The 20,005-nt window shown below is 70.3% G+C and carries 15 protein-coding genes; 9 read left to right on the forward strand and 6 right to left on the reverse strand.

Annotated features, from left to right (window positions below; translation table 11 throughout):
• Positions 1-103: 103 nt before the first annotated feature.
• A complete protein-coding gene (locus tag OG257_RS09880) occupies positions 104-754 on the reverse strand; it encodes a TetR/AcrR family transcriptional regulator (protein ID WP_329206565.1) in 651 nt (216 codons plus the stop codon).
• A 114-nt stretch (positions 755-868) separates the two neighbouring features.
• On the opposite strand from OG257_RS09880, the gene OG257_RS09885 reads away from it, so the two are divergent.
• Positions 869-1,930, forward strand: a complete 1,062-nt coding sequence (locus OG257_RS09885; protein ID WP_329206567.1) for an oxygenase MpaB family protein — start codon at positions 869-871, stop codon at positions 1,928-1,930.
• Between the two features lie 138 nt (positions 1,931-2,068).
• On the opposite strand, the gene OG257_RS09890 is transcribed toward OG257_RS09885, so the two are convergent.
• A complete protein-coding gene (locus tag OG257_RS09890; protein ID WP_329206568.1) occupies positions 2,069-4,942 on the reverse strand; it encodes a M4 family metallopeptidase in 2,874 nt (957 codons plus the stop codon).
• A gap of 286 nt (positions 4,943-5,228) precedes the next feature.
• On the opposite strand from OG257_RS09890, the gene OG257_RS09895 reads away from it, so the two are divergent.
• The 3 genes from OG257_RS09895 (at position 5,229) to OG257_RS09905 (ending at position 11,894) form a co-directional block, all read left to right on the forward strand.
• The gene (locus tag OG257_RS09895) at positions 5,229-7,766 is read left to right on the forward strand and encodes a S8 family serine peptidase (protein WP_329206570.1); all 2,538 of its coding nucleotides are present in this window, start codon (positions 5,229-5,231) and stop codon (positions 7,764-7,766) included.
• A gap of 2 nt (positions 7,767-7,768) precedes the next feature.
• Positions 7,769-10,690, forward strand: coding sequence for an FG-GAP repeat domain-containing protein (locus tag OG257_RS09900; RefSeq protein WP_329206571.1), 2,922 nt, complete (start codon positions 7,769-7,771; stop codon positions 10,688-10,690).
• Positions 10,691-10,886: 196 nt separating this feature from the next.
• Positions 10,887-11,894: a helix-turn-helix transcriptional regulator gene (locus tag OG257_RS09905; RefSeq protein ID WP_329206573.1), complete on the forward strand. Its 1,008-nt coding sequence runs from the start codon at positions 10,887-10,889 to the stop codon at positions 11,892-11,894.
• On the opposite strand, the gene OG257_RS09910 is transcribed toward OG257_RS09905, so the two are convergent.
• Both OG257_RS09910 and OG257_RS09915 read right to left on the reverse strand, forming a co-directional pair.
• Positions 11,809-12,843 carry a DMT family transporter gene (locus tag OG257_RS09910; protein WP_329206574.1) on the reverse strand — a complete coding sequence of 345 codons (1,035 nt, stop codon included), beginning with the start codon at positions 12,841-12,843 and terminating at the stop codon, positions 11,809-11,811. The two genes, OG257_RS09905 and OG257_RS09910, sit on opposite strands and share 86 nt — an antisense overlap.
• A complete protein-coding gene (locus OG257_RS09915; RefSeq protein WP_329206576.1) occupies positions 12,840-13,658 on the reverse strand; it encodes an SDR family NAD(P)-dependent oxidoreductase in 819 nt (272 codons plus the stop codon). Before OG257_RS09915 ends, OG257_RS09910 begins: the two co-directional genes overlap by 4 nt.
• 141 nt (positions 13,659-13,799) lie before the next feature.
• On the opposite strand from OG257_RS09915, the gene OG257_RS09920 reads away from it, so the two are divergent.
• Positions 13,800-14,381, forward strand: a complete 582-nt coding sequence (locus OG257_RS09920) for a TetR/AcrR family transcriptional regulator (protein ID WP_329206578.1) — start codon at positions 13,800-13,802, stop codon at positions 14,379-14,381.
• Positions 14,382-14,453: 72 nt separating this feature from the next.
• Here OG257_RS09920 and OG257_RS09925 read toward each other — a convergent pair whose 3' ends face one another.
• Complete coding sequence (locus tag OG257_RS09925) at positions 14,454-15,359, reverse strand: helix-turn-helix transcriptional regulator (RefSeq protein WP_329206579.1); 906 nt, start codon at positions 15,357-15,359, stop codon at positions 14,454-14,456.
• 257 nt (positions 15,360-15,616) lie between these two features.
• Between OG257_RS09925 and OG257_RS09930 the strand changes: the two genes are divergently transcribed.
• From OG257_RS09930 to OG257_RS09945, 4 genes are all read left to right on the forward strand, one after another.
• Positions 15,617-16,594, forward strand: a complete 978-nt coding sequence (locus OG257_RS09930; protein WP_329206581.1) for an aldo/keto reductase — start codon at positions 15,617-15,619, stop codon at positions 16,592-16,594.
• Between the two features lie 66 nt (positions 16,595-16,660).
• Positions 16,661-17,695 (forward strand): zinc-binding dehydrogenase, encoded by a 1,035-nt coding sequence (locus tag OG257_RS09935; RefSeq protein WP_329206583.1) that lies wholly within the window; start codon positions 16,661-16,663, stop codon positions 17,693-17,695.
• Between the two features lie 60 nt (positions 17,696-17,755).
• Entirely contained in the window at positions 17,756-18,607 is an 852-nt protein-coding gene (locus tag OG257_RS09940) for an aldo/keto reductase (RefSeq protein ID WP_329206585.1), read from the forward strand.
• 210 nt (positions 18,608-18,817) lie between these two features.
• Entirely contained in the window at positions 18,818-19,498 is a 681-nt protein-coding gene (locus OG257_RS09945) for a flavodoxin (protein ID WP_329206587.1), read from the forward strand.
• On the opposite strand, the gene OG257_RS09950 is transcribed toward OG257_RS09945, so the two are convergent.
• Positions 19,499-19,984, reverse strand: a complete 486-nt coding sequence (locus OG257_RS09950; RefSeq protein ID WP_329206589.1) for a carboxymuconolactone decarboxylase family protein — start codon at positions 19,982-19,984, stop codon at positions 19,499-19,501.
• Positions 19,985-20,005: the final 21 nt, after the last annotated feature.

Here is a 20,005-nt window from a genome sequence, read left to right on the forward strand (position 1 = left end):
ACGTATCGCGCGGCGATGGGCTTACCGCCTTCGCTTCGCCGGACGCCTCCCGGACGGACCCGCCGACCCCAACTCCCGCAATCGCACGCCTTCTGACTGCTGGTCAGCTTGGCGGCCACAGCGCACCGAGGGCCACTCGGATCTGCTCGGCCAGGTGCTCCGGGGCGAACCTGCCGGGGTCGGTGAGTTCGATGCGGCAGAAGTGTTCCGCGCAGGCGACCAGCGCGTGGGCCAGGATCTCGGGGTCGAGGGCAGGCACGTCTTCGCGTGCGGCCCCGAGCCGGGTGATCCACAGGGCCGTTCGCTGTCGCACCCGCTCCCTGTCCGCCTCGATGCGCTCGTGGACCACGGCGGGCATGGCCGACGGGGTCAGCAGGATGAGCCGCCAGGTGTCGGGGTCCTCGGAGAGCATCTCCACCCCGCGGCGCACCGACTCCGCGACGAACCCGGCCGGATCGCGCAGGCCGCCCCCCTGGGGAAAGACGGCGAGCAGGCGGCCGAAGGCGCGCGCCTGCTGCCTGTCGAGCAGGGCACCGAGCAGCGCGCCCAGGTCACCGAAAGCGCTGTAGACCACGGCCCGTGCGACACCGGCCTGCTTCGCCACGGCGTCAATGGACACGCGGTCGTGCCCCGCGTCCACGATCACGGTGAGCGCCGCGTCGAGCAGCTGCTCACGGCGCACCTCGATCGGCACCCGCGGGGCGTAGGGGCGACGTTTGCGCGGCCTGGCGTTCGGACTGCTCGTGGTCGACACCTTGGCATCTTACGACATCCGTGTCTTAATTTACGACGGCGGTGTCGTAAATGCGGTCGGGCGGACCCGGGACAGCCATCAGGCGTACGCACCACGGACACGAGGAGGCGCAGCATGCCGACACGACGAAGTACGGTCGAGCCGCACGAGGACTACGGGTTCTTCGGCCCCGGTTCGGTGGTGTGGAAGGTCTGGGGCTATCCCACGGCGCCGACCGTCGCTCTGCAGCGGGCTGTCGTGGTGGAGGAACTCGACCCGCCCCTGGTGGCGGCCGTGCACGGGACCCAGGACATCTACCGTCGTCCCCGCACCCGCTACGACCGGACCCTGCGCTACTTCTCGATGGTGGCCTTCGCGGGCTCACGGGACGTGTGCAAAGCAGCGGACATCCTGGTCAAGGTCCACTCCAAGGCGATAGGGAAACTGCCCTACGGCGGCGGCACCTACGACGCCAACGACCCCGACTCCCAGCTGTGGATCCAGCTCACGGGCTGGCACTCGATCCTCTACGCCTACGAGAAGTACGGGCCCGGCAAGCTCTCCGCGGACGAGGAGAAGGAGTACTGGGAATCCTGCGCCGTGGCCGCGGAGTTCCAGACCTGCCCGCCCGGTGACATCCCGCGCGACCGTGCCGGTGTCCGCGCGTACTTCGAACTGATGCGCCCGAGGATGTCCGCCAGCCCGATCGCCAAGCAGGCCATGCACCACCTGCTCAGGACAGAACTCGTCCTCCTGCCGGGGATGCCCTGGTGGGAGAAGCCCGGCGCCCTGATCGCCGCCAGGGCGATCCGGGCAGCCACCATCGCCACACTGCCGCGCTGGATGCGCCGGACGGCCGGCATCCGGCAGTCGCGCCTCACCGACGTCCTGATCGTGCCCGTCATGAAGGCCGGCTTCGCCCTCCTGCACCTCAGCCCCCGTGCCGAGCTGGCGATCCTGGAGAAGCTCTCGCCCTCCACCGTCCCCGTCGTCGCACCGGTCAAGCTCGGCATCCCCCCGCGCACCGACGAGGTGCTCACCCCCGCCGAAGCCCGCACCCGCCACGGCTACGAGAAGCCCGCCGAGGCGCATCTCGACCTGCGTGCCCGCCAGGCCGCACGCCTCTTCGGCGAAGGCAAGGAGCCCAGCGACGAGGGACTCATCGAGTCCCAGTACATCCTCGGCCGCCTCACCTGATCCGGCCCCGGAAACCCCACGTCCTCGGCTTCAGGAGCGCCAATCACGGCTGTACGAGCGGCTTCCCGGGCAGTTGCGGACATGCGTGCGACGGCCGGACCCACAAGGGAGTCCGGCCGTCGCGTCAGGCAGGCAGGATCAGCAGCTGCCCGCCGGACGGTCCCGCTTCACCAGGTTCGTGGAGCCGGTGGTGCCGTCCAGCCAGAGGACGCGCTTGCCCTCGTCGGCGGAGGCGTACACCTGGTCGCCCCGGTTGCAGGAGACGCGCTGCGCGCCGCCCTTGCCGTCGGGTGCCACCTGGTACAGCTTCGGCAGCGTGTCGTTGGACCAGGAGGTGGCCGGCGGCAGGACCGTGACGGAAACCGCGTCGTCCGAGGCCGTCAGGGAGTAGGCGTACAGGGAGCCGTCTCCGGCTTCCGGGGTGACAGTGACGGGGTTCGAGCCATCGAGGTCCGCGCGCCGCACCGAGGCCTTGCCGGTGCCGTCGCTGTCCTCGATCCAGAAGACACCGTCGTCGGTGATCGCGGTCTGGCCTATGCTCCGCGTCGTGGCGCTGTCGATGGGCATCAGGGTCTTGGCGCCGGTCGCCCCGTCGAAGACCTCGACACCGATCTTGGAGAAGCCGTCCTCGCCGGGCCACAGCTTGACGTAGGCGATCTTCCCGTCCTTTATGGAGGGCAGACCTGAGATGTGGTAGGCACGACCGCCGTCGACCAATCCGGTCTCGCCGGTCTTCATGTTGACGTAGCGCACGTTCGTGACGCCGAACTGCGGGTTGACCGCGGTGTAGGCGACGTAGTCGCCGTCCACGGTGAGTCCGGAGATATCGCTGCCGATGGCGCTGACCTGCTTCGCGAGGCCGCCCTTGACCGGGCGCGCCATGATGAGGATGCCGTTGCTGCTGTACTGGGCCCACACCACGGTCTCGCCGTCGGTGTCCGCGTAGACGTTGTAGTCGCCGTTGTTGGAACTCATCAGCTGGGGCGTGCCCTTGCCGGAGGTGTTGCCCAGCCACACCGAGTACGGCTCGCTGCCGTCCTCGTTGGACCTGGAGACGGCGTACTTGCCGCCGCCCGCGCCCACGCCGGTACCGCCGACGTTGACCTTCGACTGAAGGAGGTCGGTGTCGACGCCGAGCGCCTTCTCCCAGCCGGGCACGATGCCGTGCGCGTCGAACGACTTCTTCACGACGCCCAGCTGGGCCTTGGTGGCGCCCAGTTCCTGCGCGGCGGCGACGACCGCGGCGCGGCCCTCGGTGAATCCGTCCAGGGGGGTCATGTACGCGGACAGGGCGCGGTAGACGATCTTGTCGGCGAGCTCGGCGCCGAGGTCCTGGCGCAGGTCCCACAGAGCACCGGAGAAGATCGTGGAGTTGAGGTGCACACCACCGTTGTCACCGCGGTAGGTGACGCCGATGAAGTCCTTCGAGGTGGTGGCGCCGTCGTTGAGGTCGCGCAGCGCGCACTCGCGGGGGCCGAGCGTCCTGCAGAGGTCCTCGCCGAGCAGGCCGGAGTCCGGGTCGTCCATCGAGCCGCCGCCGGCCTCGAGGTCGATGGCGTTGCCGAAGTAGTCGGCGATCGCCTCGTTCATGGCACCGGACTGGCCGACGTAGACCAGGTTCGCGGTGTGCTCGACGACACCGTGGGTCATCTCGTGGCCGACCACGTCGGTGTCCGCGGAGAACGTGCGGTACTCACCGCCGCCCTGCCCGTACACCATCTTGGTGCCGTCCCAGAAGGCGTTGTTGAACGGCTGGCCGTTGTCGACCACGCCGACCAGGGAGTACATGTAGCCGTCTTCGGCGTCGAGGCTGTTCCGGTCGAACTTCGACTTGTAGAAGTCGTAGACCTTGCCGGCCGCCCAGTGGGCGTCGATCGCACCGGCGTCGGTGAAGTCCTGGCCGAGCTCGGGCGTGGCCGACTGGAACGCCTTGATGCCGGTGGGCCAGCGGCCGGACGCGCTGGCGGCCTCGCGGCCCCGGGCGTCGTAGGTCACCAGCATGGGGCCGGAGTACGGCGAGTCGGCGGCCCGCTTGCTGTAGTCGATCATGTTGTAGACGCCCTTGGTGTCCTTGTACAGGTTCACCTCGGTCTTCTCGCCGTTGTAGCGGACGCCGGAGCCCTTGACCACGAGCTCGTCGGCTGCCGCGACGACCGGCTCGTCCGCCGTGCCCGTCCCGTCGGTGGCGCCTGCCTGGGAGTTCGTGGCGCCGAAGGTCTTGATCGAGCTGTACTGCATCAGCGGGAAGCCGGAGTGCGCGTCGACGTACACCTCCTGCTTGACGGGCGCACCGTCGACCGGGCTGACGCCGGTGACGGTGATATGGCGGGTGAGTACGCCGGCACCCTGCGGGAGGATCGTCAGACCTTGCCCGCTGCCACTGAGCTCGGCCGTGCCGGGCTTCTCTCCCTCGGCCGGGCGCTGCAGCGGGGCACCCTGGCCCAGCTGCGAGCGGACGGCGCCGACGGCCCGGGCGATCGCGGTCTCCTCGGAGACCTTCGCCTCGACGGTGTCGAGCTTCAGCTCGGTGAAGTACTTGCCGGAGGTGCCGGTGACGGTGCGCTTGCCGTCCTTCTTCTGCATCCGGACGATGTACTCGCCGCCCAGGACCGAAATGCCGTGGTACTTCTGCTGCAGACGCACCGCCTCCCGGCCGCCCCCGCTCTCGGTGCCTGCGGTCGCCAGGTCCCTCGCCGGGTCGGCGACGTGGTAGCGGCTCTTCTTCGCCTTGAGGTGACCGCGCGCGGCGTCGGCGGCGCTGCCCGTGGCGGCGGCCTCCTCGTGCAGGCCGGTGACGAGGGCAGGCGTGTCCGTGTCGGTGCCCGGGGTCACATCGGTTGCGGCCGCCGGGGCGGCGGTGGCGGCATGGGCGGCCGGCATCGCCGTCACCAGGAGGCCCGCGACGGCCAGTACGGCCGCCAGTCCCTGACCGACCGCTGTGCCGCCGGACCGACGGGCGTCGCCCGCCGTCCCCCCTGATCGTGACGCTCTCCTGCGCACTGAAGTCCGCACGGTGCTCCTTCGACATGTGAACGGATATCGGATGCGGACATGCAACTACCGGTGCAGGAAGGCAAACAATGAGTTCCGGATGCCCACTTGTGGACTTGCCCACTTGTTGTCGGCCGGCCGGGCGGAGCGTGCGCGCAGGGCACCGGGCCGTCGGCGCCTCACGGACGGCCCCTCACCGTCACGAATACTCAAGGCCTCGTCGTCGGCCGCACGGCGCCCTGTAATACCCGAGTAACGGCTGGTGTCTAGCGTCCGGGCTCCGTACCGTTTCCGGAGGTTTACCTCGATGCACCTGCCACGACTGCCCCGGCGCCGACGTGCCGCGTGGGCGGCGGCTGCCCTCACCGCGACCACCCTGCTGATCGGCCCGCTGCCCGCGGCCACCGCGGCAGCCGCGGCTGACACGCCCTCCCCGAAGATCGACTCGTCCCTGCTGACGGCCGTGGACAAGGGCGGCGAGGCATCGTTCTTCGTCGTCCTCAAGGACCAGGCCGACCTGTCCGCCGCCAAGGCAGAGCCCGCGCACTCCAAGGCGAAGTCGGCGTACAAGGAACTGCGCGCCAAGGCCTCGGACAGCCAGCGCTCGCTCAACGCCTTCCTCGACAAGAAGAAGGTCGGCCACCAGGACTTCTGGATAGCCAACGCCGTCTACGTCAGCGGTGACGAGCAGCTCGTCGACGAGCTCGCCAAGCGCTCGGACGTCGCGAAGATCGTCAAGGAGCAGCACTACCGGCTCGACGACGTCGAGAGCGCGGACAGCAGGACCGAGGCCGCCTCCGTCACCGACGAGGCCACCCCCGAGTGGGGCGTCAAGGACATCAAGGCCGACCAGGTCTGGTCCCAGTACGACAACCGCGGCGAGGGCATCGTCATCGCCAACGTCGACTCGGGTGTGCAGTTCGACCACCCGGACCTCGTCGGCAACTACCGTGGCAACAACGGCGACGGCAGCTTCACCCACGACTACAACTTCTACGACCCGACCGGCGAGTGCGGCACGAGCGGCCTCCCGTGCGACAACAACGGCCACGGCACCCACACCATGGGCACGATGGTCGCCGCGAACGGCATCGGCGTCGCGCCGAACGCGACGTGGATCGCCGCGAAGGGCTGCGAGACGTCCTCCTGCTCCGACGCGTCGCTGCTCTCGGCCGGCCAGTGGATCCTCGCGCCGACCGACCGCAACGGTGAGAACCCGCGTCCCGACCTGGCCCCCGACATCGTCAACAACTCCTGGGGCGGCGGCAACACGACGTTCTACCAGGACATCGTCGAGGCATGGAACGCGGCCGGCATCTTCGAGGCGTTCGCCGCGGGCAACGACGGCGACGGCGTGACCTGTTCCACCACGAGGGCCCCGGGTGCGCAGGCGCCCGCCTACGGCGTCGGCGCGTACGACTCCACCGGCAGGATCGCCAACTTCTCCGGCTTCGGCCCGTCGCTGGTCGACGGTTCGGCGAAGCCGAACATCTCGGCCCCCGGCGTGAACATCCGCTCGACCTGGCCGGGCAGCACGTACAAGGCCATCAACGGTACGTCGATGGCGACACCGCACGTCGCGGGCGCCGTGGCCCTTCTGTGGTCGTCGGCTCCCGCCCTCATCGGTGACATCGACGGCACGCGCGCGCTCCTCAACGAGGGCGCGACGGACGTCGACGACACGCACTGCGGCGGCACCGCCGGTATGAACAACGTGTGGGGCGAGGGCAAGCTCGACATCCTCAGCACCGTCAGCAAGGCCCCGCACACCGCGGGCACCGTGACCGGCAAGGTCACCGACAGCGCCACCGGTTCCGCGCTGCCCGGCGTCACCGTGAAGGCGACCAACGCCGACACCAGCCGCACCACGACCACCAACGCCGCCGGTTCCTACCGGCTGACGCTGGCCCCGGGCACGTACGACATCTCGTACGGCGGCTACGGCTACGCCATGGGCTCGGTCAAGGGCCTCGACGTCGCCGAGGGGCAGGACCTCACGCAGGACGTCGTGCTCGACGCCGTCCCGATGCACCCCGTGACCGGCACCGTCCTCGACGTCACCGGCAAGCCGCTCGCCAAGGCCACCGTCGAGGTCGACGGCGTCCCGGTGCCCGAGGTCACCACGGACGCCTCCGGCCGCTTCACCCTGCCGAAGGTCGCCGAGGGCTCCTACTCGCTGACCACGACGCCCGCCGCCCCCGTGCTGTGCAACGGCGTGGACACCACCGCGCTCACGGTCGACGGCGACGAGTCGCTGACCGTCCGCCTGCCGGCCCGCACCGACCGGTCCGGCAACAGCTGCACGCCGGGCACGTACGCCTGGGTCAAGGGCGCCGAGAAGGTCGCCCTCAGCGGTGACGAGGACGCGAAGAACATCGCGCTGCCCTTCCCGGTGAAGCTGTACGGCGTCTCGTACTCCAGCGCCGCCGTGACCACGAACGGCATGATCAACTTCCTGGCGCCGCGCGTCGGCGACTACACCAACACGGCCCTGCCGTCGACGGCGAAGCCCGACGGCGTCGTCGCCCCGTTCTGGGACGACCTGGCCCTCGACAAGAAGTCGAGCGTGCAGACGGCCACCACCGGCAAGATCGGCGCCCGCAGTTTCGCGGTCGTCTGGAACAACGCCCTCTTCGCCGACGGCTCCTCGACCCGCGTCACCTTCGAGGCGGTCTTCGACGAGGCCACCGGCGCGATCACCTTCCAGTACCAGACCGTCCCGGGCAACGGTGGCACGGCCACTGTCGGCATCGAGAACCAGTCCGGTACGGACGCCCTGCAGTACTCCTTCAACCAGTCGGTGCTGACGAACGGCTCGGCCATTCGCATCGCCCAGGGAGCCTAGTGATGAGAGCCACCACTTCCCGGCGGGCCCTGCGGCTCGCCTCCGGCCTTGTCGCGGCCGGCCTCGCCCTGACGGCGGCGCCGCACGCGCTCGCCGCCGGTGACGACGACGGTTCGGCGATGAAGCTGACCAGCCAGCAGGCCGAGACACTGGCCGAGCGCGTGCAGGTCGACGTGTACGGCGACAACCTGAAGCCCGTCAACGCAGGTGACCAGGAGGGCGACCCGGCCGACACCGGTTCGTCCGACGACACGGCGGGCTCCGGGTCCGGGACCACCGCGGCGACCCCCGTCACCTTCACCAACAAGTCCGCCCTGGAGGGCGTCCGCGGCGTCGGCGCAACCGTCCCGGCCGGCTCCGACGGCAGCTACTTCACCCTCCACAGCCTGGGCAACGTGCAGTTGCACAAGGCCGACGGCACCACGGCATGGGCGCGCACCAATGCGTCCCTGTACACGGACTGGCAGGTCAAGCCGCTGCGGGTCTGGCAGACCGAGCCGTACCCGGCGCGCATCATGATGGGCTACAACGCGGTCAGCCCGTTCACGGCCGCCTCCGACCAGGGCTTCGACACCGCCGACCTGACCGGCGACGGCACGCCCGACGTCGTCTTCTCGGCGAGCGTCGGCAGCTCGCCCTACCGGCCGTTCACCTCGCCCGGCTCCACGCTGCCCACGGGCACGTTCGTGACGGTCCTCGACGGCAGGAGCGGCAAGACGCTCTGGTCGAAGGTCTATTCGCAGGCCACCGCGGTCAAGGTCGTCGACGGCACGCTGCTCGTCGCCAACACCCCCGCGTACAACCAGAACGCCCCGGCGGCCGAGACGGCCACGCTCAGCGGGATCCGCTTCTCGTACGCCGACGGCGCGCTGACCCCGGCGTCGACGTGGACGTACGACACCCGGCAGACCGAGGGCTCCTGGGGAGCGCTGGAGTCCGTCGGTGACGGCAGGCTCGCTGCCTCCTGGAACCTCCGGAAGACGGAGACGACGCCGGGAAGCAGCCGCACCCTGGTGATGGACGCGGCCGACGGGTCCGTCACCTGGCAGACCGACAGCGCCCTGTACAGCCGCCAGCTGCACCTGGACGCCACGCGCAACCGCCTCGTCGCCCTGGAGCAGACCGACTCCACGGACGGCGTGCGCTACGAGATCGCCTCGTACGCCCTCGGCGGCGGCGCACGCGCCACCCTCGACGGCCGGTCCAACGTTCTGCCGACGGCCATGACGGTCGGCGACCTGCGGGGCGACGCCAAGACCGAGTACGTGGTCGCCGAGTCCACCTTCGACCCCGCGCTCTACGTGAACGCGAGCACCGTTCGGGTCCTCGACGGCAACAGCCCGGACACCGCCCTCTGGTCGCGGACCGTCAAGCGGGATGCCGACAACAGCGGGGACGGCGCCAGCACCTGGCGTCTTGACGTGAGGGCCGGCCGCCTGGTCACCTCCTCTCAGAGCGACAGCGCCATCTTCACGGCCGACAACTCCGGCGGTGGCCGACTGGCCAGGCTCACGGTGTTCAACGGCGACGGTGACGTCCGCTGGGAGCACGAGGACAACTCCGCCTCGCCGATGTTCCAGCAGTTGTTCAGCGACAAGAGCGGCGCGCACGTCCGGGTCGTCGACCTGGAGCAGAACGTCCGCGACTTCGACCTCGGCAAGGGCACGCAGCAGCGCCTGACGCCGCTCCAGGGCGACCTGTCGTTCGCCAAGGCACTCGACGTCGACGGCGACAAGAAGCCCGATGTCGTCACCGGCGGCACATCGCGCGGCGTGTGGGCCTACTCCGGCACCTCGCTGCTCGACGGCACGCCGAAGAAGTTGTGGCAGGCCACGGTCCCCGGCCAGGTGCACGCCATCGAGACCGGTGACGTGACCGGCGACAGCAAGCCCGAGGTCATCGTCGCCGCGGACACCGCGACCGTCGTCCTCGACGGTCGCACCGGCCAGGTCCTGAGCACGATCGACGGCGACGGCGCCTACGTCCGCTCGGTCACCGTGGCCGACATCGACGGCAAGGGCAAGGCCGAGATCCTCGTCCCGACCGACGCCCTGCGCGCCTACAAGGGCTCCGGCAAGAAGATGTGGACGTACGCGGCGCCCGCGAGCGCCGGCGACGTGGTCTTCTCCGACACGGCGGTCGCCGACGGCCAGGTGTACGCCCAGTACACCAGTGTCGGCGCGCTGAACCTCGACGAAGCCGTGGTGGACGGCGTCGCGCTCAACGGCATGAACGGCGCGGTCCGCTGGACGGCGGCCCCCAAGGCCCCGGCCGCGGCCGTGGACGGGAAGCTGCACGGCGCACTGCTCGACCACGGCGTCTTCGCCTCGCCGAAGATCCCCTATGCGGACGGGCATGCGGTCGCCTACACGTGGATCGTGTCCGCCGTGCCCGACTTCAGTTCGACGGAGGCCGCGAGCGCCACTGTCATCGTGGAGATCCGGGACGGCCGCACCGGCGAGCTGCTGCATCAGAAGCAGACCGGCGGCCCCTGGTCGCACGGCAACTTCTTCACCGGTGACGACAGCGACGGTCTGCTCGCCACGAGCTTCGGCACCATCCGTGTCTTCGGCCCCGACGGCCAGGAAGGCAAGGGCTCGACCGCCGCACCGCTGCGCACCACGCAGTTCATCACCGGTCCCGGCGGGCGGAAGCTGCTGGCCGGTGGCATGGAGGGCGGCGTGGGAGCATGGGACCCGTCGATCCTGACCAGCGGGGGCGCCTTCAGCGGCTCGCTCGGCTCGGGCAGCGTCTCGGGTGGCCGCGAATACCTCGCGGTCGACCTCGACGGTGACGGGGCTGAGGAGATGATCTCGCTCAACTTCGACATCAACGGCTACGACCGCATGTCCCAGCAACTGGGCGGTCGCGTCCTCAGCCCGAACAACGCCATCCACCAGATGACCACGTTCAAGCTTTCCTGACGCCACACCGGCGGTGGCACACACCGCACCCCGTCCTGGCGGGAGCCGACGCAACGCGAGGCTCCCGCCAGGACATGGGACGGCCCTCGAAGCCGCCCCGCCGACCCTCCGGGCCCTGCCCGGAGGGTTCACGGCTTTCGTCGATTGCACGGCGCTCCTCATGAACCGGCCGGGCCAGTCAGGGTGTGATCAAGGCATGGAGCAGGCGAGCGGGCAGTGGCGGACCCTCGGTCTGGGAGACAGCGAACTTGCCGTCTACGAGGCGCTGCTGGGGCCCGACCGGCACGGCAGCCCGACGGCACTTGCCCGGAGTCTGGGCATGACCGCCCAACAGGTGACGGCCGCGCTGAACCAGCTTCAGGAGCGCGGCTTCCTTCACCCGGCGTCCGCCGACGGCAGGCTGCCCCTCGCCGTCAACCCCGCCACCGCCATTCGCAATCGGATCCATCTGCGTCGCGCACAACTCCTCAGCGCCTCCTCGGACCTGGAGGTGCTCACGGCCTCGGTCGACCGCCTGGCCGCCCAGGTACTGGGCCGGGCCGCGGACCCGCAGCGGACGGGCATCGAAACCGTAAGGGACCGGAAGGCCGTGGCTGACCGGGTGGCCGCCCTTCTCGCGTCCGCGCAGAGCGAGGTCAACCTGCTCGACCGGCCGCCCTACGCCTCCAGCGCGCCGGACGGGATGCCGGCACCGCTGGATGTCACCGACCTCGTACGACGCGGCGTGCGGGTGCGTGTGGCGGTCGACCGCGCGGGCCTGGAATTCCCCGGCCGCGCACGCGGACTGGGCGAACTGGCGGAACAGGGGGTGGAGATCCGGGTGGCGTCGAACCTGCCGACCAAACTCATCACCGTGGACCGCCAGGTCACCCTCCTCCCCCCTACCGACGCCGCCGACCCGACCGACGCGGCCCTGGTGGTCAGTGACGCCCTGCTGGGCAACGCCCTGGTGCCCCTGTTCGAGGAGGTCTGGCAGCGCGCCATTCCGATCGGCCCCGGCGGCACCGAGGCAGTCACGGACGAGGACCGGGAACTGCTGACGATGCTCGCCTCCGGGTTGAAGGACGAGGCCATCGCCAGACGCCTTGACCTGCACGTTCACACGGTCCGCCGCAGGATCAGCCGGCTGATGGCGGACCTGAAGGCCGAGACCCGCTTCCAGGCGGGCATCCAAGCTGTACGCAAGGGATGGCTGCCTGCCTGACCGGCCGGTGTGACGAGGCGGCGACCGTGACGCCGCCCCGTTCGGACCGCCGGACACGACGGCCGCCCCGCCCCGCACCGCTGGTCGGCGCAGGCCGCCGCAGCCCGAGGACGACACCCGCGGCGACGATCAGGGCGCCGGCCACGTCTGCGGGGCCCACCTCGCCGAGCCCGAGTGCGACGGTGGTGAGCAGTGCGCCCACCGGGACGAGTCCGGCGAACAGTCCGGCACGCTCGGCGCCCAGCCGGCGCAGCGCGTCGTACCAGAGGAAGAAGGCGGTGGCTGTGACGAGTGCGCCGAGGTAGCCGAAAGCGGCCGCTTCGGTGGGGGTGGGCAGGCGCAGGGAGCTCGCGCCGTCCAGGGCGAGGCTCGCGGCCAGCAGCATGGGCACGGACAGCGCCGCGGGATAGGCGGCGACCCTCATGGGGCCGAGCTTGGGCAGCAGAGGTAGAGCGAGCAGCGAGAAGGCGACTTCGCCGATGAGCGCTCCCAGCGACAGCAGCACACCGTGCAGGCTGCCGCCACCGAGCCCGGCGGCGACGGCAGCGCCCAGGGTCACGACAGCCGCGGCGCCGACGATGCGGGCGTCGGGTCTGCGGCGTTGCGACAAAGGCCCGGCGAGGGCGAGTACGACGGGGATCGCTCCGACCACGGTGCCGATCATGGCGGGGCTCGCGTGCCGGGTGGCTTCGACCAGGAAGATGTTGAAGCCGGCCAGGCCGGTGGCGGCCAGCGCCGCCAGGAGCAGGAAGTCACGGGGCGTCAGGCCGGCGCGGGGTAAGCGCTGGTGGCGTACGACGGCGAGGAGGATCGCCGAGGCAAGTGCGTAGCGCAACGCCTGGCCACTGAGGACGGGGTAGTCGGCGATCGTCGCGGAGACTGCCGTCGAGGTGCCGACGAGCAGCATCGCGGCGGCGGCACCCGCGGCCGGGACGGTGGGGGAACTCATGCCGCGTACTCCTTCGGCTGCGTGGCCGCGCCCGAGGGGGTGAGGACCTTGCGGGTGACGCGCTCGGCGATGGCGGCGACCAGGGTGCGCGGCCGGCGCGGCAGCAGATGCGCGGCCAGGGCGTTGCCGAGGCCGGGGGTGATGTAGCCGCGGTCGCGGTCGAGTGCGCGCAGAGCCGCACGGACGACCGGCTCCGGCGTGGTCATCGAGCCGTTGACGGCCGCCTTGCGGGTGCCGATGGCGTCGAAGAAGGGGGTGTCGACCGGGCCGGGGCACAGCGTGAGCACGCGAATGCCACGGCCGCGGTACTCCTGGCGCAGGGCGAGCCCGAAGTTCAGGACGAAGCCCTTGGCCGCGCTGTAGACGGCGAAGTACGGGGAGGGCTGGAAGCCCGCGGTGGAAGCGACGTTCACGACCGCGCCCGTGCCGCGCTCCAGCATGTCCGGGAGCAGGGCGTGGGTGAGGTCGACGAGCGCGACGACGTTGACCATCAGCTGATCGTGGTCACGGTCCGCGGCAATGTCCTCGAAGCGACCGCACGTGCCGAACCCGGCGTTGTTGACCAGCAGGTCGACGCTCAGGCCACGGGCGGCGAGCCGGCCGGCGATCCGACGGGCCGCGTCGGGCTCGGCGAGGTCCTGGACCAGGACATGGGCGCGGATGCCGTGCTCCGCGGTCAGGCGCTCGGCGAGGGCGGTGAGCCTGTCCTCGGAACGCGCCACCAGGATCAGGTCGTGCCCGCGGGCGGCGAGCTGCGTGGCGAACTCCGCTCCGAGTCCGGACGAGGCACCTGTGACGAGCGCTGCGCTGTGCATGGGAAGACTCCTTCACTCGACGAACAACTGAGACAGGAGCGTACTCACTTTCTAGATAACTGCAACAACGCTGATGCAATTGATCTGAAGATGGCGCACCGGTGTATCGTTTCGTGGAGCAATAGATGAGTGGGAGGCGTCATGGGCGAGACAGCGGCACGGCCGTTGCGGGCGGACGCGGAGCGCAGCGTGCGCGCGATCCTGGAGGCGGCCGAACGCGTGCTCTCCACGGATCCCGGCGCGTCGATGGAGCAGATCGCGACCGCGGCGGGGGTGGCCAGGACGACGATCCACCGGCGTTTCGCCCATAGGCAGGCGCTGATCGAGGCCCTGGCCTCGTCCGCCGCCCGCCAGCTCGCCCAAGCCGTGGAGGACGGACGGCCGGACACCGCCCCTCCGCTGGTGGCACTGCACCGGATCACGGCCAATGTCCTGGAGGTGAAGAGCGCCTGGACGTTCGCCCTGGAGCTTCCGGCTGATCCCGACAGCGAAGCGGCCGCCCTCCACCAGGACATCGGCCGGCGTTGCATCACCGTGCTGGAACGCGCCCGGGCGGACAAGCTCATCGACGAGGCAGCCGACCTCCACTGGGTACGCCGCGTCTACTACGCACTGCTCGGGGAGTCCCTGCACGGGAGCCCGGACGACACCGACGTCGACACCGACACCCTCGCCGCCCGCATCATCGACACCTTGCTGCACGGCGCCGGACCGCGCGCCTGACTACGCCGTCGCCGCACCCGGTGCACGAGGTCCTACCGGGAGCCGGACGCCGGTTCGGGCGGCTGGGGCCGGTCAGGGCTGTGCGGGCGGATGCTGCTCGGCCTGCGTCTGCGAACGCCCGGCGGGCCGGGGCGAGGTCATGTCGAGCAGGAGCATCGCGTCGTGATCGGGTGAGCCGGGTTCGGCCGTGTAGACACCGAAGCGCTGGCCCGGTGTGCCTTCGATGTTCATGCTCTGCCCGCTGAGGGTGATCACACCGACCTGAGGATGGTGGAAGGTCTTCTGGACCTTCTTCCGGCCCACGACCTCGTAACGCTCCCACAGCCTGGCGAAGTCGGGGCTCTTGAGCAGGAGCTCGCCGACCAGGGTGACCAGGTCGGGGGCGTCGGGGTTCATACCGGCCTCGGCGCGGAGGCGGGCGACGCAGCCGCGGACCTGTGTGTCCCAGTCGGGGAACAACTCGCGTGCGGCGGGATGGAGGAAGAGGTAGCGGGCCAGGTTCCGCTGGCTGGCGGGCCAGTCGGCCATTCCCGCGTACAGGGCCAGGCCTCCGGTGTTCCAGGCGAGCAGGTCCATGCTCCGGCTGACGATGTAGGCCGGATTCGGCCGCATCGTCTCCAGCAACAGCTTCAGGTGCGGGCGGACCGTCCGGCTCGGCGGGAGCGGCGGCTCGGAAGCGTGATGGGCCGCGCGGGCGGCGAGCTCACGCAGGTGGTGGTGCTCGTCGTCGTCGAGGCGGAGGGCGCGGGCGAGGGCGTCGATCACCGCGGGGCTGGGCCGGGTCTCCTTGCCGCGTTCGATGCGGGTGTAGTAGTCGATGCTGATCCCGGCGATCGTGGCCAGCTCCTCGCGGCGCAGTCCAGGCGTGCGGCGCACTCCGGGCCCGGGGGTGAGGCCGACGCTGCCGGGACTGGTCTGGGTGCGGCGGGCGCGCAGGAATCGCGCCAGTTCGTCGCCGCTCGTGTGCTCGGGTGCCATGGTGCCAGTGTCGCCCCGCCGCCACTGGGAGGGCACGCGCGAGGGGGGCCCTGTCACACCCCCGCTGGCCGCTCCCCGGCAAGACCCGGCCTGCCTGTCCGGCGCCCGGAGCGGCACTGTGGATGACGTGCCCGCTCACACCTTCCGCCAGTTCGGCCGCGCCCTTCCGCTGCGTCCCGGCGCCCGCGTGTGAGCGGAGAAGCCGCGCTGCCACGGAGCAGACTGAACGAGGAAACAAGCAAAAGGGAGAAATCGTCATGAAAAATATCAAGCTGCGTGATCTGGAGGTGTCGCGGATCGGTCTGGGTGCGATGGGGATGTCGCACGGCTACACCGGGTCCGGGACGGACGAGGCGGAGTCCGTTCGCACCGTGCATCGCGCGCTGGAGCTCGGCGTCAGCCTCATCGACACTGCGGAGATCTACGGCCCGTACACCAACGAGGAGCTTCTGGGCCGGGCGTTGAAGGGCCGTCGCGACAAGGTCGTTCTGGCGACGAAGTTCGGTCTCGTCTCCCATGCCGGTGACGGTGCGTGGAACCTGGACAGCAGCCCGGCCAACATTCGCACCGCTGTCGAAGGCTCACTGCGGCGTCTCGGCACGGATCACATCGACCTCTACTACCAGCACCGGGTCGACCCGAACACTCCTGTCGAGGAGACGGCCGGCGCGGTGGGCGAGCTGATCGCCGAGGGAAAGGTCCGCGCGTTCGGCCTGTCCGAGGCCGGACCCGACACCATCCGCCGCGCCCACGCCGTCCAACCGGTCACGGCCGTCCAGTCGGAGTACTCCCTGTGGACCCGGGGCGTGGAGGACCGCGTGCTTCCGGTCCTGCGCGAGCTGAACATCGGCCTGGTGCCGTTCTCCCCGCTCGGCCGCGGGTTCCTCACCGGCACGATCCGCTCCGCCGACCAGTTCGACGCCACCGACTTCCGTCGCGACAACCCGCGCTTCACCGGCGAGAACTTCCAGCACAACCTGCGCCTGGCCGACGAGGTCAAGGCCATCGCGGCCGAGGTCGGCGCCACACCGGCGCAGGTGGCCCTGGCCTGGCTGCTCGCCCAGGGCGACGACATCGCCCCGATCCCCGGCACCAAGCGCGTGACCCGGGTCGAGGAGAACACCGCCGCGGACGGCGTCGAGCTGACCGCCGAACAGCTCGACAAGCTCAGCAGCCTGCCGCCCGCCGCAGGTGACACCCACACCGAGGCTCAGCGGCAGATGCTCGAGCGCTGACCTGCGCCGTACGCGCCCGACTTCTTCCATGACGGCCGAACCCCCTTCCACCAGGAGCACCACCCCATGCGCGCAGCAGTGATGTACGGAGCCGGCGACGTCCGGATCGAGGACCGGCCTGACCCGAAGATTCATCAGCCCACCGATGCCGTGGTGCGCACCGTCCTGTCGTGCGTGTGCGGCAGCGATCTGTGGCCCTACAAGTCCATGCCCGCGACGGACACCGGCCGCCCGATGGGCCACGAGTTCCTCGGCGTCGTCGAGGAGACGGGTTCCGACGTCACCGGGATCAAGGCCGGTGACCTGGTCGTCACCCCGTTCACCTACTGCGACAACACATGCGACTACTGCGCCAGGGGGCTGCACTCCTCGTGCCGGCACGGTGGCCGGTACGGCATCGACGGCGTCGACGGGGGCCAGGGCCAGGCCGTCCGCGTCCCGTACGCCGACGGCACCCTCGTCAAACTCCCGGTCGGCGAGGACTCACCGCTGCTGCACTCCCTGCTCGCCCTGTCCGACGTCATGGGCACGGGACACCACGGCGCCGTCACCGCAGGCGTGTCCGACGGCGACTCCGTCCTCGTGATCGGGGACGGCGCGGTCGGCCTGTGCGCGGTGATCGCCGCCAGGCGCCTGGGCGCGGAGCGGATCATCCTCATGGGCCGGCACACCGACCGCACCGACCTGGGCCGTGACTTCGGGGCGACCGACGTCGTCGCCGAGCGCGGCGAGGAAGGCGTCGCCCGTGTGCGCGACCTGACCGCGGGGAACGGCGTCGGCAGGGTCATCGAGGCCGTCGGCGCCCGGCAGGGCCTGGACACCGCCTTGGCCGCCGTCACCGACGGCGGCACGATCAGCCGTCTGGGCATGCCGCAGTACGAGGAAGGCCCCGTCGGGGCCGCCATGATCATGCGGAACATCACCCTCACCGGCGGCGTCTCCCCGGCCCGTGCCTACATCGAGCACCTGATGCCTGACGTGCTCGACGGCAGCATCCAGCCGGGCCGCGTCTTCGACCGGACCGTATCGCTGGACCAAGTACCCGCCGCTTACCAGGACATGGCCGACCGCCGCGTCCTCAAGGCCCTCATCGCCTTCTGACCCGTCACAACTCCCGGGGCCGACAGGCCTCACACACCGCACCACACGTAGGAGACCCCCGTGCAGACCGTCACCCTGAACACCGGCGCAGAGATGCCGATCCTCGGCTTCGGCGTCTTCCAGATCCCGCCGGAGGACACCGAGCGGACCGTCACCGACGCCCTCGCCGCCGGCTACCGGCTGCTGGACACCGCCGCCGCGTACGGCAACGAGGAAGCCGTCGGCCGCGCGATCAAGAGCAGCGGCATCCCGCGCGAGGACCTGTTCGTCACCACCAAGCTGTGGATCCAGGACGCGCCCGCGCAGGACAACGCAGAGCGCGCCTTCGAGACGTCGCTGCGCAAGCTCGGCCTCGACCACCTCGACCTGTACCTGATGCACCAGCCCTTCGGCGACGTGTACGGGCAGTGGCGGGCCATGGAGAAGCTGCACCACGCGGGCCGTGCGAAGGCGATCGGCGTCGCCAACTTCTACCCCGACCGCCTCGTCGACCTCCTCAGCAACAACGACGTGACGCCCGCGGTCAACCAGATCGAGACCCACCCGTTCTTCCAGCGCACCGCCGACCAGGACGTCATGCGCGAGCACGGCGTGCAGATCCAGTCCTGGGGCGGATTCGCCGAAGGCAGGAACGACCTCTTCACGAACCCGGTCCTCAGCGACATCGGCAAGGCGCACGACAAGTCCGTCGCCCAGGTCGTGCTCCGCTGGCTGATCCAGCGCGACATCGTCACCATCCCCAAGTCCGTTCGCGCGGACCGCATGGCCGAGAACTTCGACGTCTTCGACTTCGAGCTCACCGACGACCAGATGGCCGCCGTCGCCGGCCTGGACACCGGCAGTTCCCTGTTCTTCGACCACCGGGACCCGGCGGTCGCCGGATCGCTCGGCAAGCGGCGACTGACCGACTGACCGCAAACCGCCAAAGGCGGCCGGGGCCTCCGTCCGAGACGGCGGCCCCGGCCATCCGCCCCCGCTCCGCCACCGTCGGCGGCTCGTCCCACGGCCCCAGGGGTTCCCATGTCCCAGAAGCAGAAGATCACCGACATACGAACAGGCCCGTCAGCCGGGACAGGACGCCGTGCGCTGCTTCGCGGCGCACTTCTGGCAGGAGTGACCGTCATGACCGGAGCCCAGATCAGCGGCTGTTCCTCATCACCGGGCGGCGGGAGCGCACCGGCGGCCACGAGGACCACCGGGCGGCCTGCCCCGTCCGTCACGCCGGGACAGCGGGTGCTGCTGGCCTACTTCTCGCGGCCGGGCGAGAACTACTACTACGGCGGGCGCACCAACCTCAGGACGGGCAACACCGAGGTCCTCGCCCGAATGATCAGCGAGCGCATCGCGTGCGACGTGCACCGCATCAAGGCCGTCGCCCCCTACCCCGTCGACTACGAGGAGACCGTCGCGCGCAACGTCCGCGAGCAGGAGGGCGACGCCCGCCCCGCGATCGCCGAACTCCCGGACTCGATCGACGAGTACGGCACGGTGCTGCTGGCGAGTCCCATCTGGAACGTTCGCGCCCCCATGATCATGTCGACGTTCACCGACGCGTTCGACTTCAGCGGGAAGACCGTTCTCCCTGTCACGACGTACGCCATGAGCGGTCTCGGCACGACGGAGCGCGACTACGCGGACTCCTGCCCCGGGGCGACCATCGGCGAAGGACTCGCCGTGCGCGGCGAGGAGGTCCGCAAGGCCGGCGCCGACGTCGAGTCCTGGCTGCGGCGCGTGCGCCTGCCCCTGCAGCAGGGCCGACCCGCATCGAACGATCGCGGGCCGGCCCTGCGGCAGCGGCGGTGATCAGCCGGCGACGGCGGCGAGATCGCCGGGCTCGTAGGCGCCGCCCTGATTGTTGAGCATGACGCCGAGCCGATTGGTCGCATTGATCATGGCGATCAACGCGACCAGCGCGACGGTCCGGTCCTCGTCGTAGTGCTTGCGGACCCGGGCCCAGGTCTCGTCGGAAACGCCTTCGTAGCCGTCGATGATGCGGGTGCCCTCCTCCGTGAGGGCCAGCGCGGCCCGCTCGGCCTCGGTGAACACGGTGGAGTGACGCCAGGTGGCGACCAGGTTCAGCCGGGCCGCGGTCTCACCTGCGGCTGCGGCGTCCTTGCTGTGGATGTCGACGCAGAAACCGCAGCCGTTGATCTGGCTGGCGCGCAGTTGCACCAGCTCCTGGGTGGACCTGGGCAGCGGCGACTCGTGGATCACCTGGCTCACGGCGAAGATCCGCTTGCCGATCCTGGCACCGGTCTCGTTCTCGAACAGGTTCATACGGGGTTCCATCACAACGTCCTCGCTCGTGGA

Source organism: Streptomyces sp. NBC_00683 (genome assembly GCF_036226745.1).
Lineage (GTDB): Bacteria > Actinomycetota > Actinomycetes > Streptomycetales > Streptomycetaceae > Streptomyces.